The following is a 13,975-nucleotide window of genomic DNA, read 5'->3' as shown; positions in this document are numbered from 1 at the left end:
CGGCAGGCGAATTCCGCTCGCCGTTCAGGCCGCCTCCGCCAGGGTTGCCATGCGCGCGTCAAGCACGTTGATGATAACATCATAAGCGCTGGCCATCGGTTCCAGCGTTGCCTCCAGGCCATCGAAACGCCCGCGCGCCATGGCCCTGGCGAGTTTGAACTGCATGACCTTGGCGCCTTCGGCGATATCGCCGGCGGCCTTGGCCGCTTGCTCGAAACCCTCGCGGCGATCTTTCCCGAGCCACTCCAGATGGCTGCCGAGAAGCTCGAAATTCGCGCCTAGCTGCCGCAACGTGTTGAAGGAGTAGATATGAAAATACTCCGGCGGGCGGTGGACCAGCATCTCGACATGGCGGCCGAACGCAGCAGCGTAGGATCGCAACGGATTCTGCTTCGGGCGGCGTGACAGGTGATGTGAGAGCAGTGTCGCGGCTGCTCGTGCCATATCTTCCGGCGGCTGCGTGACGCCGAATTTCACGAACTCCGCGTAGGGAAACAGCGGCAACGAGCCGGCCCTCGCAAGGTCCGCGCCGCCGAAGATGCCTTCATAGTCCTCACCACCCAGCGCGAAGACACCATCATTGTGAAAATAGACCATCCGCTGCGTCCGCGGATCGACCTCATTGATACCGATGGTCGTCTTGGAATGGGCCGCGCGATAGGTGATTCCCCTTGTGTCGGGCAGGTAGAAAGCATCGACTTCCACCAGCGGCAGGCGTCCGAGGTCGATCTGTGTCGCAACATGCGTTTCCAGCCGGTCGAAGATCGCCAGTTCCTGGATATCGAGACCCGCAAGCCGCTGCAGATCGGCGATCGGAAACTTGAAGAAAGTGAACTGATCGCCTTCGAAATCCTGGGCAAGGGTAAAGCCGAGCGCGGCCACCGGGTCATGGCCGGTCGCATGCATGACTTCAATCAACAGGTCGACGTAGCAATTTGTCTGCGGCCAGCGTCGTTCGGCGCTGTGCAATTCATGCGGCCTGTAGCCCGCCGGGTCGAGACCGGGGATCACGGCGTTCATGTCAGGCATCCCAGAGAACCGCGCGGACAGCCGGCGGCCAGGCATTAACGTGGGGGCCATGATGACGAAACAGCGCCAGCGCCACACGTTCCAGGCCGAAGCCGACGCAGGCCGAATGGCACAGGCTGCCATCGGCGAACTTCAATCCCCAGGTCTGGCCGAAATGATCCTGGTGATAGTTGAAACTCAGGCAGGCCGTCGGCTTTTCCTGGCTGCTCACCGGTATCAGCAGCTCGAACTTCAGCCCCTGGTCGCGCTGGTTGTTGGCCAGCATCTTGCCGCCGCGGCCGAAGAACGGGTCGTTGGCGAGATCCAGCTCACAAGGCAACTCCAGCGACTCGATCATCGCCTTGCCACGCTCAAGCCAGCTCTGGCGAAACGCATGCACATGATCGGCCGTACCGATGCAGACGAATTCCCGCATTCGGAAAAGCTGCATGCGGGCCGGGTCCTGCGATGGCTCATGCCGGAAACAATAGGATGAGAGTTCAAACAGGAGACCGTCCATCGGAACCGGTCCGCGTGCGGCGACCGTCGGATAAAGCGGATAGCAGGCGGCAGGCGTCAGCGCCAACTCCGTTGGCTGCTGCAGTTCGGTCCAGTCCTGGCCGGCATCCATCATGCCAAGCAGCTTGGCATGGCCGCGCTCGTCGCCCATGAACGAGTGCACGCACCCGGCAAGCTGCGGAAAGCTTTTCATGTAGCCGCTTTTTTCCAGCGTCGCGCGGCTCATGCCTGGCGGAAAGTGGATACGGGTAGGCTTGTCGACCGCGCCGAGGCGCGTGACCAGGCGCTCGAAACGTTCGATGACTTCCTCGAACATGCCGGAGCGGCCATAGAGGCCGTCGACGCCGGTCTCAAACAGGATGCCGTTATCGAACAGCTTGTCGAGCAGGTCCTTTGAGGTGAATGTCCCGGTATCCATCTCAACCTCCCAGTCTGGCATCGAAGCGGCTCATCAGAAGCAGCGTCGACGTGTTCGCATGAATGCGGTCGTTCGAAATCATCACTGTAGCCGAAGTGATGTCGCGCAGATGCCGGCCGACGCTGAACGGAGTGCCGTTCTTATAGCCAAGGATGCCGCAGATCAGCATTGCGAGCCGCACGATTTCGCCCGCCTTTTCGCTCGCGGCCACCTTCAGCGCGTTGATTTCAGCGGCAAAGCCTATCGAGGAGAGATCGTCCTCATTGCGTTCGGCGATCTCGAAACGGCGGATGGCGGCAACGAGATGTCCCTTCATCTCCTGCAGCTTGGCGGCTGCCTCCGACAGGCGGAGCGCGCCTGGCGGCGTCAGGTTTGGCTGCTTGCGGGCGGCTTGCTTGACGAAGGCCTGGGCACGCGCGAAGGCATCGGCCGCAATGCCAAACCATGTCGCTGCCCAATAGATGTGCGAACTCGCCAGCATTGATTGGGCAGCGATCTCCGAAAACGGGTTGGTGAATATCTGCGCGGCATCGCCGGTTGCGGTCAGCAGAAAGCCGTCGGAACAGGTGCCGCGCATGCCGAGCGTGTCCCAAACGGACTTGCGCTCCAGCGTGCGGTTGGCGTCGGCGGGTATGACGATCATGGACTGGTCGGTGCCGGCTGCGTCCGGTGCCCGGCGCGCTGTGGCCAGGATGGCGTCGGCAAAGGCGCCGTAGGAAATCACGGTCGCGTCCTTGGTCAACGAGAAGCGGCCATCGATGACGTTGAGCGCGCAGATAGAATTGCGAAGATCGCCACCAATGCCCGCCTCGGAGGTAGCGGATGCCATCAGCAGCTGCTCGCTGGCAATGCGACGCATGTAGGCACAATGCCATTCGCTGCCAGTCCCATGGCTGGCCAAGCTCGCAATCTGAATCTGGTGCATGCCATAGATCATCGCACTGGAACCGCAGGCCTGCGCCAGCTGGACGATCAGGTCGGCAACAGCGGCATGGCCCATTCCCTGGCCGCCGAATTCAATCGGCACAGCCACGCCAAGAAGGCTTTCCTGCTTCAATGCATCGAAGACTTCGTGGGGGAAACGGGCGTCGCGATCGACGGAATCGGCCGCCTTGGCCGCAACCTCGGCAACACGGGCCATGCGCGCCGTTGGGGCGTCACTGTGCATGCCGGCAGGGGCGACGCCAATTGCTTTCGCGACATTCATGGTCAGACTGCCTGCTTCGCAAGTTTGGAGACCGCCTCGGCGATGTTGGCAAGCGAGGCGAATGTGCGCCGTGTCAACATTTCCTCTGGAAATTCGGTGTCGAATTCCTCCTCGATCGCCAGCATGATCTGGACGGAGGCGAACGACGTCATCCCCGCATCATAAAGGTTGTCATGATCGGAGAGTGTTTCGATGTTGAATGAAAGCGCCTCGTTGCGGGCGAAAAGTGCACGAATACGATTGATCATCTGTCCAAGTCTCCCTGTCTGGAAGATACGCTTCAACTCTAGCGGCGCAGTTAATGCGAAATCGTATCCGCGATTATGCTTAACCAACGACTTCCAGATCCATTATAATGCCAATGTTTCACCCCGACGCACCATCAGGCATCCAAGGATGCCGACTTGGCGGGCGCAGTGGAAAGGTCACGATCGCGAAGCAACGTGCCCTTTTCACCGCACGTCCGGCCAATGGCGAAGCGGGTGAACCCGATATAGACCACCGTCTGCAGTGACCAGGCGATCGCGCGGGCTATAACGATGCCGAGAGCGCCGCGATCTTGCAGAAACCACGTTGCGATGATGAATGTCAGCGCCCATCCAGCCGTGATCGAAAGCCCGGTCCACATATAACCGGAGGACACCGGGACCTGTCCGAGCGGCAGGGCGGCGGCGATCATGGCGGCCGCGAGCACCACGATCATGAAAATCGGCCAGTGCTGGGCGGGATCGAGCTTGAACAGCACAAGGAACCAGTTGCCGAAGGTCATCATGACCACGACGAAGCCTATGGCTATGGCTATATTGGTGCCGATGCCCATGCCAAGCACGTTGATCACACGCCGGCGGTCGGCCTCGCCGAAGCCGGTCGACAGCATCGGGATAACCACTTGCACCACGATCTGCGGCACGAACAGCAGCAGCGTCTCCAACTGCATGGCAATGAAGTACAGGCCGACCTGGGCAAGACCGTCGGGATTGTTGACCACCATCGCCGTGCAGATCCAGTTCACCGGCTCGTACAGCAGGCTGGCAAGCAGCGCCGGCACCGCATAGCGTGTAACCAGCCGCCACTGCGAAAATGCCTCCCGGAACGCAATCTCAATACCGCGCCGCCGAAGCGCTGCCACTACGGCCGGATAGGCGATGAGGCATCCACCCAAGTAAGCGCAGCCCAAGGCGATAAAGCTGCCCGAGAGGCCGTAAAAGTAAAGCCCGACAGGCACCAGCGTGATCATCAATCCACCAAAGATCACGTTGAGGCGAGCGATGGTCCTGAAGGCCTGGATACCGCTCAGGATGGCCGTCTGGACCGTGTTCATCGCGTTGACTACAATCACAGGCGCGATGATCTGGAGATAGAAAGCGAGCTCCGGTTGCTTCAGCAGCCGACCGGCGATCTCATGCGCGAACAGGAAGATCATCAGGCCGATCAATGCCGCGGCGCCACCGGTGAGGAGGAATGCCATGCCGGCCAGGCGGCCCGCCGTGGCGGGGTCGTTTATCGAGTAGGCGGCGATATTGCGCGTGGCCATCAGGCTCACACCAGCGGATGCCAGCAGGCTGCTCGACATCAATGTGCCGTAGGTCACTCCGAATTTGCCGACGAATTCAATGCCGAACCAGTGTGAAATCAAAATGGTGGTGATCATCGGCGTCAGCCGAACGATCACCGTTCCAAAGGTCGACCAGAGCAGCCCGGCGCTGAATACCCGAATGTCTGCGGATCGACCGATCAATGTTCTGAGCGACGCAATCAATTCTCGTCCTGTCGATTGGATAATTCTCGCCGATCGCTAACAGGAATGTATGAGCTAAGCGATTACCGCCGAGGCGACCGGTTCGAAAGGTTAACGAACTCTCTGCGCTTGCCTCTCCGCCGCCCGAGAAAACGCGATCCATAGGGTATGAAGAACGTCTGTCTGAGGTATTATAGAGGATTGCTAGACCATTCCTTAAGTCGTGCGGGATAAAGTAGATTTGGAACCTGGCATGCATACCCAACAGTTTTCTCAACGCAGATTGCCAGCAGCCGGCGCCAAGGGTCGCGAGAATGAACTCACGGTTGAACACGGCAGCCGATGGAGAGGCACAGGCTGTCCGGTCCGACAGACCTTGTGGTCGTTTCGAGGTCGCGGCTTTTACCAACCCTTCGGATATCGAGCGCGAATGGCGCCAACTCGAGTCGACCGGCGTGGCAACGATCTTTCAGCGCTATGATTGGGTCGATGCCTACGCCCGGCATGTGCTGCCAAAGGAGAAAGCCACGCCAGCCGTAGTGTTGGGGCGGCTCGACGGCAGTCCGGCCTTCATCCTCCCGCTGGCGACCTCGACGTTCGGACCCGTTCGCGTCGCGACCTGGATCGGCGGAAACCACTCCAGCTACAATTTCGGCCTGTGGAGCCACGAAGCCGCGGCGGTCATGGCCAGCATGAGGCGCACCCAGATTGAAGCCATGTTGCGCGCCGCGCTCGATGGAGTGGACTATGCGGTGCTCAGGAGAATGCCCAGGATCCATGACGACATGGCTCAGCCGCTCGCCGCGCTGTCGCGCGGCCCATCGCATACGGAAGGCTACTCCTTCGCTCTTGCCGGGGGATTTGCGGCTGTGTTGCAGAAAAGAAACGGCGGTTCGCGCCAACGCAAAATCCAATCGAAAGAGCGTAAAATGCGAGAGGCAGGCGTGCTGGAATACGGCACGGTTCGGTCTCTCGAGCGCGGCAATGCCGCTCTCGACTTCTTTTTCGAACAGAAAGCCTTGCGCCTTGCCGAGCAAGGCCAGCTCAACAGCTTTGGTGCCCCAGGGGTGACGGATTTCTTCCGCGACCTTCTCGATCGCTCCCGGCACATGAGCGAGCCGTTGCTGGAAATGGCGGAGCTTCGGGTGGGCGGCAAGATCTGCGCCGTCATCGGTTCGGCGATACATCGCAAGCGGGTCAACGTATATTTCATGACCTTCGCCAGGGATGAATTGGCGCCACAAAGTCCGGGCCAAGTGCTGACTTTCAGGCAAATCGCGGAGTGCTGCGAACGCGGCATGGCCGCCTATGACCTGGGCGTCGGCTTCGAAGACTTCAAGACCCATTGGTGTGACGTCATCCATGAACTGGATGATGCCTATGTGCCGCTCACATCACGCGGCAAAGCCGCTATCGCGGCGATCCAGCTTGGTCGGGCAGCGACGGATCAACTGCGTCGAAACCCATTTCTGTGGCAGCGCCTTAAATGGTTGAGGGCATATTTGGCGCGCCATGCGGTCGCAGGGAACAGATGACGGTCTTGGCCTCGAAACAATCCATCGCGACCGCTGACGTGATATCGCCACAGCAAAGTCCGCTGGCTGGAGTCCGCGTCCTGTTCGTGGCGCCAGACGACTACCCGGCATTCCGTGTCGATCTGGTGGAACTGTTTTCAAACCATCTGGTTGGCCGTGGGCTGACGATTGACTGGAGCCTGAGGCCTTACACGGATGGTCCCAAACGCGTCGACGTGCGCGGCGCCGAGCGGTTCTATATCGCTCGTCGCCAGATGACGGAGAAATTCGGTTCGCTCCGTTATATGATGGCGGAAACCCGGCTTCGCCTGAAGCTGGCTTGGCGGGCAACGCGTGGCGAATACAACCTGATACAGATACGCGATCAGCCGCTGTGGGGCATCGTGTACGGCATCGCGGCCAGGATCTCCGGTACGCCCTTCGTGTTCTGGATGAGCTATCCCGTGCTGGAAGCGCGCATGCGTATCGCGCTTCACAATCTCGTGCCCATGAGTCTGCCGGCCCGATTTGTTCGACTTGCCTATGCCGTTATCGGCAGCGCCCTCTTCTACCGGGTCGTGCTGCCGCTGTCGGACCATGTCATTGTCCAATCGAAAAGGATGCTTGAGCGCGTTGCCGAACGAGGCATACCGACGAAGAAGATGACGCCGATACCGATGGGGGTCACGGTTGAGCGCTATAATCCCGCGTCGATCCCTGCCACTGACGACCCGCGGCTCATCGGCAAAAAGAGCATGGCTTATATGTGCGCCGATGTTCTGAACCTGACCACCCGCCTGACATTCGAGGCATTGGCCCTGCTGGTAGCCAACGGTTACGACACGGTGCTGGTGATCATTGGGGCCGTTGCGGCGCACGAGCGTGAACAACTTGCCTCTCAACTCGACAGGCTCGGCCTGTCCGAGAGGGTGATCTTTACCGGACGTCTTCCCCTGGTCGAGGCGCTGGGCTGGGTAAAGCGTGTCGACGTCTGCCTGTCACCGTTCGAGATGGATGCGGCCCAGCAGGTCGCCACGCCCACAAAGCTGGTTGAATATATGGCCATGGGACGGCCGATCGTTGCCACCGTCCACTACGATCAGAGCGAGGTGGTCAACCGCAGCGGCGCCGGTATCGTCACGGCATTTTCGGGCGAAGCAATCGCGGAAGGTGTCGCGCGATTGTTCGACGACCCGGTAAAGGCCCGGACGATGGCCGCCAAAGGGCCCGTGTGGGTCAAGGCCAACCGTGACTACGCCCGTCTGGCAGACGAAGTTGAGCGCGTCTATACCAGCCTGCTTGCCCGATAGTGGTCGCGGGAGTTGAGGCTCTGACTCTTGTTTTTACACAATCTTGGACGGACCCGAGCTTCTCCTGGAATTGTGCTGGCAAGCATCGCTGCGGCGGTCTCAAGGCGGCGATTGCTTTCAGCATGTCGCGGCGGACAGGACTCGGTCGACCTGCCGTAAGCTTCTGATTTTATGCATGTCGTTATCCCGGAACCGAGGACACTTCCGGGCGACATGCATTAGCCTGGCATCCCCAATGCCTCGACGATCGAAGGATCGATCCGGTTGTCGTCGGCCCGCTGAATACCAAATTCCCGGCCGTTGATTTCCCAGAGCGCCCAGCCAAATCCCTGCGTCTGCGCAATGCCTGTCACATCCGAAAGCCAGGCCCGGCGATAGGTCGGCTCGGCTCCCGTGAAAATCCGATCGCGCCGCGTCACCCCGCACTCGCCCATCACGATGCGATTCCTCGCGATGCCGTTACGATCTGCCCAGTTCGCCACACGCACGAAGTCTTTCTCGATGCGGGCGCGGTTCCAGCCGTCGGCCAAGAAACCATCGAGAATCCGACGCGCATCGGCCATGGCAGCCATCTTTGCAGCCTGGTCAAGCGCAGTGTTGGCGGCAATGCGAGCTTCTATTTTCGCCGATATCTCGTCGGGCGAGACAGCGTCGTAAGGATAAGGAAGATCGACGACGTAGGGCGAAGAGGGGGCGTCCGGCGTCCCAAAATCGATGCCTTGATGGGTGAAGCTGAGTGGCATGTAGTAGTGGTAGGAAAACAGCGTATTGCTATCGATGAATGGTGATGGATCCAGATCCGTAAGCCCACTGATGCCGCCATAGTCGGCGCCGGTCAGCAGGATCGGCAGATCGACCGCCGCCCGCCGCGCCGCATCGTGCAGAACCAGCTGCGCCGCGCCCCAGACTTGGACCTGGGTTCGATGACTCGCCTCCCCGACCACCGGCTCATTCATGAGTTCCAGCGCGACCCGCTCCGACCGCAGTTCACCCAGCAGAGCCGCCAGCCGGCTGATCATCGCGGTGTATTGAGCAAAAAGCGGCACCTCCAGATCCGCCAGGATTGACTGAACCGAATAGGCCGGCACCTGCTCGACCGGATGGCAATCCACGATCACCGAAAGCCCGAGCTCCTGGAAGAGTTGCAAATTGTCCATGAGCTTCCGCTCCAGCGCGTCCCTGTCGCTGCCCTGCAACTGAATGAACGGGCCAACGTCCAAGGTGAGTCGAATAAAGTCGAATCCGGCCTGCGCAAAATCGCGCACCAATTCGGCTGGGAAGGCGTTTCGGGCCGTTTCGAACGGGCGCGCCAGATAGTGTTGTGGATCGCCGTCGCGCAACGCTCCCCAATTCATCATTGTATGGATCGAACCGCCGTGTTGAAAACGGGAATTCGTTTTTGGCGCCGCGGCAGCACGCACCGACAGGGCCGTCAGCGCGGCAATCGAAGCTGACAGAAGCTGGCGTCGTGAGAATTCCATATGGCGGCGCTCCTGCGAGGCCCTGCAAGCCCGCGCCTATAAAGATACGGTACCCGGCCGGTGCGCGCGAGGACAACGCGACAAAGATGCCGATTAAGGTTAGCGGAGCCGTCTACCCGATAGCCTGCTGATGTTAATCTCAAAGCAATGGCAGTCCGTTAGAATCTGCTCCATGTTGAGACGTTTGACCTGGTATGCACGACGGCTTGCCGTGATGGAACATGGCGAGGTCCGTCATCGGTTTCGTGAGCAGTTGGAGCGCAGGCGCGCGCGGCGCGAGCGCCACAACTGGTCCGACTTTGCAACGGCCGGTGCGCGACCCAAGGTGTTGCCGCTGTTTGCGCCCCTGTTCGAAGCGGACTTGCCGCTGCCCGTCGCACAGCAACTGCAGACCGCCGCTGCCGCGTTTCGCGCCGGCCGGCTGAGACTGCTCAATCGCGATTGGCCTGTATCGATGCTGGACAATAGCGGCCGGGTCGATCCGGTGATCTGGCGGCTGGACCCGGTGAGTGGCGCAAGCTGGCCTGGCGCCGAGCGATCGACCTTCGACATCAATTTCCGCTTCGGCGAGGAGCATGGAGACGTCAAGTACGTGGCCGAGGCAAACCGGCTGCATTTTCTGGCGGCGCCGGCAATCCATGCCCGCCGGGAAAACGACGCAAGCCTTGCCGACGCCATACTCGGCTCCGTCTTCTCGTGGATGGAAGCGAATGTTCCCGGCCGCGGCATCAATTGGTATTCAGGCATCGAGGCCGGCTATAGGCTGATCTCGCTGTCCATCATCATAGCGTCGCTCGATCCATGGATCGACCGGGCTGCCGGCGAGCGGCTGGCATCCTTTGTCTGCGCTCACAGCCTCTGGCTCGCCAGGTTTCCCTCACTCCATTCCTCGGCCAACAATCACCTCGTCGCCGAGGCGATGGGCCTTGTGCTTGCCGCGCGCATGCTGCCGGACCACTCCGACGCCTCACGCTGGTTGACACACGGTCGGACGCATCTTGAAGACAGAGCGCTGGCCCTGTTCCATAAGGACGGCGTGGGCAAGGAGCAGTCGCCGGCCTACAGCGCTTTCACGCTCGAAATGCTGCTCATCGGCTTCAGCGTCTTGGGCGGCGCCACAGAAACCGCACGTAAGCGCATGGCTGAAGCCGCCCGCGCCTTGAACTTCTTTCTCGATGATGCCGGCCATACGCCGTTGATCGGCGATGACGACCAGAGCCGGGTCCTGTTGGCATTCGGCAGCGACGAGCCGCGTTATGTCGCGTCCATCGTCGGCGCGATTGCCGGTTTTCTGGATCAGCCCGAACTCGGACCCGCTATACGCGACCCGCATTGGCGGGATGCTGTATTCGCCACCCCATCGTTGACGCCAGCGCCTGCCGACGGCGCGGTTACCCTTGAAGAGGGCGGCTATACCATCCGGCGCGGTGCCATAAAGGGCCGCCGTGTCCATTTTGTCTTCGATCACGGACCGCTTGGGTTTGGCGCCTTGGCCGCACATGGCCACGCCGACGCGCTCGCGGTATGGCTCTCGCTGGATGGTCTGCCGCTGCTGGTCGATGCGGGCACGCATCTTTATCACTCGGAAGGCGAAAGTCGCCGGCGCTTCCGGGTCAGCGCCGTACACAATACCCTTACAATGGACGGCGTCAGCCAAAGCGAGCCGTCAGGTGCTTTCAACTGGATGCCACGGCGTGCCCAAGCAACATTGGACGCCAGGTCGCAAGCGTCCCGGCTGAAAGTATCCGCCTCGCATGATGGCTACATGAGGCGCTTCGGCGTCATTCACCATCGGGATATAGAAGAAACCGCCGAGGGTTTTCTGATCACGGACCGGCTGGTTGGCACGAAGCCGTCCGGGACGGTCGAGATCGCTTTCCTGATTTCGCCGGAACTCAGCGTGTCGATCGAGGGCAATTGTGTGGTGGCACGCCGCAACGGCCGGTCGGAACTCAGCATCGTGGCGCCCGAAAGCGCCGAGATCGAGATTGTACGCGGCGACCAAGCATCCGGACGCGGTCTGCGGTCGGCTGGATTCGGGCTCCTCGATGAGGCGGCAACCGTTGTTTTCAAGGTGCCTGGCCACCGCATGCGGTGGCAAAGCAGATTGCTGATCGGTTTGCTAACCTGACCTTTACTTGTCTTTTTTATGTTCTTCGAAAACAAGCGTGAAGGTGGCTCGATCCGCCTTTCGAAAGAAAGAACAGGACGGGCGAGCTATGAAGGTTTCCATCTTCGGGTTGGGATATGTCGGTACTGTTTGTGCTGCGTGCCTGGCCGAGCGCGGGCATGACGTCATCGGCTGCGACGTCAGCGAGGCCAAGGTCGATCTCATAAACAGTGGCCGAAGCCCTATCATCGAGAAAGATGTCGGCGAACTTGTCGCTGCCAATGTCGCGTCGGGTCGTCTAAAGGCCTCATCCTCGACCGAGGAAGCCGTGATGAACAGCGACTTGTCGTTGCTTTGCGTCGGCACGCCCTCACGCCCCAACGGCTCACTGGATCTGTCGGCGGTTCAGGCGGTATCGCGCCAAATCGGATCGTCTCTTTCCAGAAAGGCGGACTATCACTCGGTCGTCGTTCGCTCGACCGTGCTGCCGGGGACGTTGTCCGACATCGTCATTCCGGCGCTGCAGGCAACTGCATCAAGGAAACTGGGCGAAACGTTCGGCGTGGCCTCAAACCCCGAATTCATGCGCGAGGGATCGGCGGTCGCCGATTTCAATAATCCAGCCAAGACCGTGATCGGCGTTGACGATGAGATAACCCGGGATCGGCTGTTGGAGCTCTACGCAGGCCTGCCTGGCCGCGTTGTCGTCACAGAGCCCCGGTTGGCTGAACTGGTCAAATACACAGACAACACCTGGCATGCGCTTAAGGTCGCCTTCGGCAACGAAATCGGCAATATCTGCAAGGCGGCGGGCGTTGACAGCCATGAGCTGATGGAGGTGTTCTTCGCCGACACCAAGCTGAATATCTCGAATGCCTATCTTCTGCCCGGCTTTGCGTTCGGCGGCTCCTGCTTGCCGAAGGACGTACGTGCGATCAACGCCTACGCGATCCAGAACGATGTGGAAGCACCGCTGCTTAAATCCCTGCTGCCGTCGAACAAGCAGCAGGTCGAGCGCGCACTGGACCGCTTGCTGAGCTATGGCAAGCGCAAAATCGGCTTCCTCGGCTTCTCCTTCAAGGCAGGCACCGACGATTTGCGCGAAAGCCCCTATCTGGAACTTATCGAGCGGCTTGTCGGGAAGGGCTGCGACATCCGCATTTTTGACCCGAACGTGTCGTTGGCAAAGCTGATGGGCGCCAACAAAACATACCTAATGAACGCGATCCCGCACGTTACGCAGCTGATGGTCCCCTCGCTCGACGAGATGGTGATGCATTCGGACGTTGTCGTGGCCACCAGTCGTTCGCCCGAATATGAAACTGTGGTTGACAAGATGAATGCAGACCAGACGCTTCTCGACATGGCCAGGCTGCCGAACACGAACCGGTTTGCGGGGACCTATGACGGCATCAACTGGTAAGCGCATCCTCATCATCGTCGAAAACCTGCCTGTCCCCTTCGACCGCCGCGTCTGGTCAGAGGCAACCACGCTGGTGAAAGCCGGCTATCAAGTGTCGGTGATCTGCCCGAAAGGCAAGGGCGCGACGGCGCCCTACGAGGTGATCGACGGCGTCCATATCTATCGCCACTCGCTGCCGCTCGACGCCGAGGGCTTCCTTGGCTACGTGCTGGAGTACAGCACCGCGTTGTTTTGGGAGTTCCTGCTGTCACTCAAAGTGGCGCGGCAGCACGGTTTCGACGCGATCCATGCCTGCAACCCACCAGATACGATTTTCCTCATCGGCGGGTTCTACAAGTTGTTCGGCAAGAAGTTCCTGTTCGACCATCACGACATCAATCCAGAACTCTACGAGGCCAAGTTCGGCAAGCGCGGCATCGGCTGGAAATTCATGGTCTGGCTGGAGCGGCTTTCGTTCCGAACCGCTAATGTCTCGATCGCCACCAATGAAAGCTACCGCGACATCGCCATCAGACGGGGGGGCATGCCCCCCGAGAAGGTGCACATCGTGCGTTCTGGCCCGAATCTGGACCGGGTCAGAGAGGTTGCGCCCGATCCGAAATGGCGCAATGGTCGCCGCTTCGTCGTCGGCTATGTCGGCGTCATCGGCAAACAGGAAGGGCTCGACCTTCTGCTCGACTCGGTCGACCACCTGGTGAATGCCAAAAGGCGCCAGGATATTCAGTTCGTGATCTGCGGCGGCGGTCCCGAGCTTGATGCCATCAAGGCGGATACAGTCGCGCGCGGGCTCGGCGAGTACGTCACCTATACGGGTCGCTGCCCGGACGAGATTCTGTTTTCCGCGCTCTCGACAGCCGATGTCTGTGTCAATCCCGACCGGCCCACGGCGATGAACGACAAATCGACCATGAACAAGATCATGGAATATATGGCGCTTGGCAAACCGATCGTGCAATACGACCTGCGGGAAGGCCGCTTTTCGGCGCAAGGCGCCTCGCTCTACGCAACCTGTACGGAGCCGACCGACTTCGGCGACAAAATCGCCGAACTCCTCGACGACAGCGAGCGCCGCGCGACCATGGGCGCGTTAGGCCGTGAGCGGGTACGCAAGGAACTCGCCTGGAGCCACGAGAGTCCGAAGTTGCTGGCCGCCTATGACGCCTTGTTCGGCACGCCTTCCAGGAGCCAAATCCAGAAGCCAAGTTCGGGGTCCGACCCGGCCATGTGCAGCGGTCAGGGCTAGCCGC

11 protein-coding genes are annotated in these 13,975 nt (G+C 60.3%); 5 read left to right on the top strand and 6 right to left on the bottom strand.

What is annotated here, in order from left to right:
• Positions 1-24: 24 nt before the first annotated feature.
• The 5 genes from O7A61_RS11755 to O7A61_RS11735 are packed head-to-tail and all read right to left on the bottom strand — an operon-like array spanning position 25 to position 4,911.
• The gene (locus O7A61_RS11755; RefSeq protein WP_337129923.1) at positions 25-1,020 is read right to left on the bottom strand and encodes a DUF1839 family protein; all 996 of its coding nucleotides are present in this window, start codon (positions 1,018-1,020) and stop codon (positions 25-27) included.
• 1 nt (position 1,021) lies between these two features.
• On the bottom strand, positions 1,022-1,945 hold the full coding sequence (locus O7A61_RS11750; RefSeq protein ID WP_337129922.1) for an amino acid--[acyl-carrier-protein] ligase: 924 nt from the start codon (positions 1,943-1,945) through the stop codon (positions 1,022-1,024).
• A gap of 1 nt (position 1,946) precedes the next feature.
• Entirely contained in the window at positions 1,947-3,152 is a 1,206-nt protein-coding gene (locus O7A61_RS11745; RefSeq protein ID WP_337129921.1) for an acyl-CoA dehydrogenase family protein, read from the bottom strand.
• A 2-nt stretch (positions 3,153-3,154) separates the two neighbouring features.
• A complete protein-coding gene (locus O7A61_RS11740; protein WP_337106329.1) occupies positions 3,155-3,487 on the bottom strand; it encodes an acyl carrier protein in 333 nt (110 codons plus the stop codon).
• 47 nt (positions 3,488-3,534) lie between these two features.
• Complete coding sequence (locus O7A61_RS11735; protein ID WP_337129920.1) at positions 3,535-4,911, bottom strand: oligosaccharide flippase family protein; 1,377 nt, start codon at positions 4,909-4,911, stop codon at positions 3,535-3,537.
• A 305-nt stretch (positions 4,912-5,216) separates the two neighbouring features.
• Here O7A61_RS11735 and O7A61_RS11730 point away from each other — a divergent pair, with 305 nt between their 5' ends.
• Both O7A61_RS11730 and O7A61_RS11725 read left to right on the top strand, forming a co-directional pair.
• Positions 5,217-6,425 carry a GNAT family N-acetyltransferase gene (locus O7A61_RS11730; protein WP_337129919.1) on the top strand — a complete coding sequence of 403 codons (1,209 nt, stop codon included), beginning with the start codon at positions 5,217-5,219 and terminating at the stop codon, positions 6,423-6,425.
• Entirely contained in the window at positions 6,422-7,714 is a 1,293-nt protein-coding gene (locus O7A61_RS11725) for a glycosyltransferase (RefSeq protein ID WP_337129918.1), read from the top strand. The genes O7A61_RS11730 and O7A61_RS11725 overlap by 4 nt, the downstream gene beginning before the upstream one ends.
• Positions 7,715-7,932: 218 nt before the next feature.
• On the opposite strand, the gene O7A61_RS11720 is transcribed toward O7A61_RS11725, so the two are convergent.
• Positions 7,933-9,195 (bottom strand): glycoside hydrolase family 5 protein, encoded by a 1,263-nt coding sequence (locus tag O7A61_RS11720; RefSeq protein ID WP_337129917.1) that lies wholly within the window; start codon positions 9,193-9,195, stop codon positions 7,933-7,935.
• A gap of 172 nt (positions 9,196-9,367) precedes the next feature.
• Here O7A61_RS11720 and O7A61_RS11715 point away from each other — a divergent pair, with 172 nt between their 5' ends.
• The 3 genes from O7A61_RS11715 to O7A61_RS11705 all read left to right on the top strand — a co-directional run bounded on the left by O7A61_RS11715 (position 9,368) and on the right by O7A61_RS11705 (position 13,971).
• Positions 9,368-11,326, top strand: a complete 1,959-nt coding sequence (locus O7A61_RS11715) for a heparinase II/III family protein (RefSeq protein WP_337129916.1) — start codon at positions 9,368-9,370, stop codon at positions 11,324-11,326.
• A gap of 88 nt (positions 11,327-11,414) precedes the next feature.
• Positions 11,415-12,728 carry a nucleotide sugar dehydrogenase gene (locus O7A61_RS11710; protein ID WP_027144026.1) on the top strand — a complete coding sequence of 438 codons (1,314 nt, stop codon included), beginning with the start codon at positions 11,415-11,417 and terminating at the stop codon, positions 12,726-12,728.
• Positions 12,709-13,971 carry a glycosyltransferase family 4 protein gene (locus tag O7A61_RS11705; protein WP_337129915.1) on the top strand — a complete coding sequence of 421 codons (1,263 nt, stop codon included), beginning with the start codon at positions 12,709-12,711 and terminating at the stop codon, positions 13,969-13,971. Before O7A61_RS11710 ends, O7A61_RS11705 begins: the two co-directional genes overlap by 20 nt.
• The last annotated feature ends 4 nt before the right edge of the window (positions 13,972-13,975 follow it).

The organism is Mesorhizobium sp. Cs1321R2N1 (assembly GCF_037179725.1).
GTDB lineage: Bacteria > Pseudomonadota > Alphaproteobacteria > Rhizobiales > Rhizobiaceae > Mesorhizobium > Mesorhizobium salmacidum.
The sequence above is the reverse complement of the archived record's forward strand: the minus strand, read 5'-3'. Positions and strand labels throughout refer to the sequence as shown.

Coding starts and splice junctions, on each gene's coding strand:
- O7A61_RS11755 (WP_337129923.1), bottom strand. CDS start 1,020: ATGAACGCCGTGATCCCCGGTCTCGACCCGGCGGGCTACAGGCCGCAT.
- O7A61_RS11750 (WP_337129922.1), bottom strand. CDS start 1,945: ATGGATACCGGGACATTCACCTCAAAGGACCTGCTCGACAAGCTGTTC.
- O7A61_RS11745 (WP_337129921.1), bottom strand. CDS start 3,152: ATGAATGTCGCGAAAGCAATTGGCGTCGCCCCTGCCGGCATGCACAGT.
- O7A61_RS11725 (WP_337129918.1), top strand. CDS start 6,422: ATGACGGTCTTGGCCTCGAAACAATCCATCGCGACCGCTGACGTGATA.
- O7A61_RS11720 (WP_337129917.1), bottom strand. CDS start 9,195: ATGGAATTCTCACGACGCCAGCTTCTGTCAGCTTCGATTGCCGCGCTG.
- O7A61_RS11715 (WP_337129916.1), top strand. CDS start 9,368: ATGTTGAGACGTTTGACCTGGTATGCACGACGGCTTGCCGTGATGGAA.
- O7A61_RS11710 (WP_027144026.1), top strand. CDS start 11,415: ATGAAGGTTTCCATCTTCGGGTTGGGATATGTCGGTACTGTTTGTGCT.
- O7A61_RS11705 (WP_337129915.1), top strand. CDS start 12,709: ATGACGGCATCAACTGGTAAGCGCATCCTCATCATCGTCGAAAACCTG.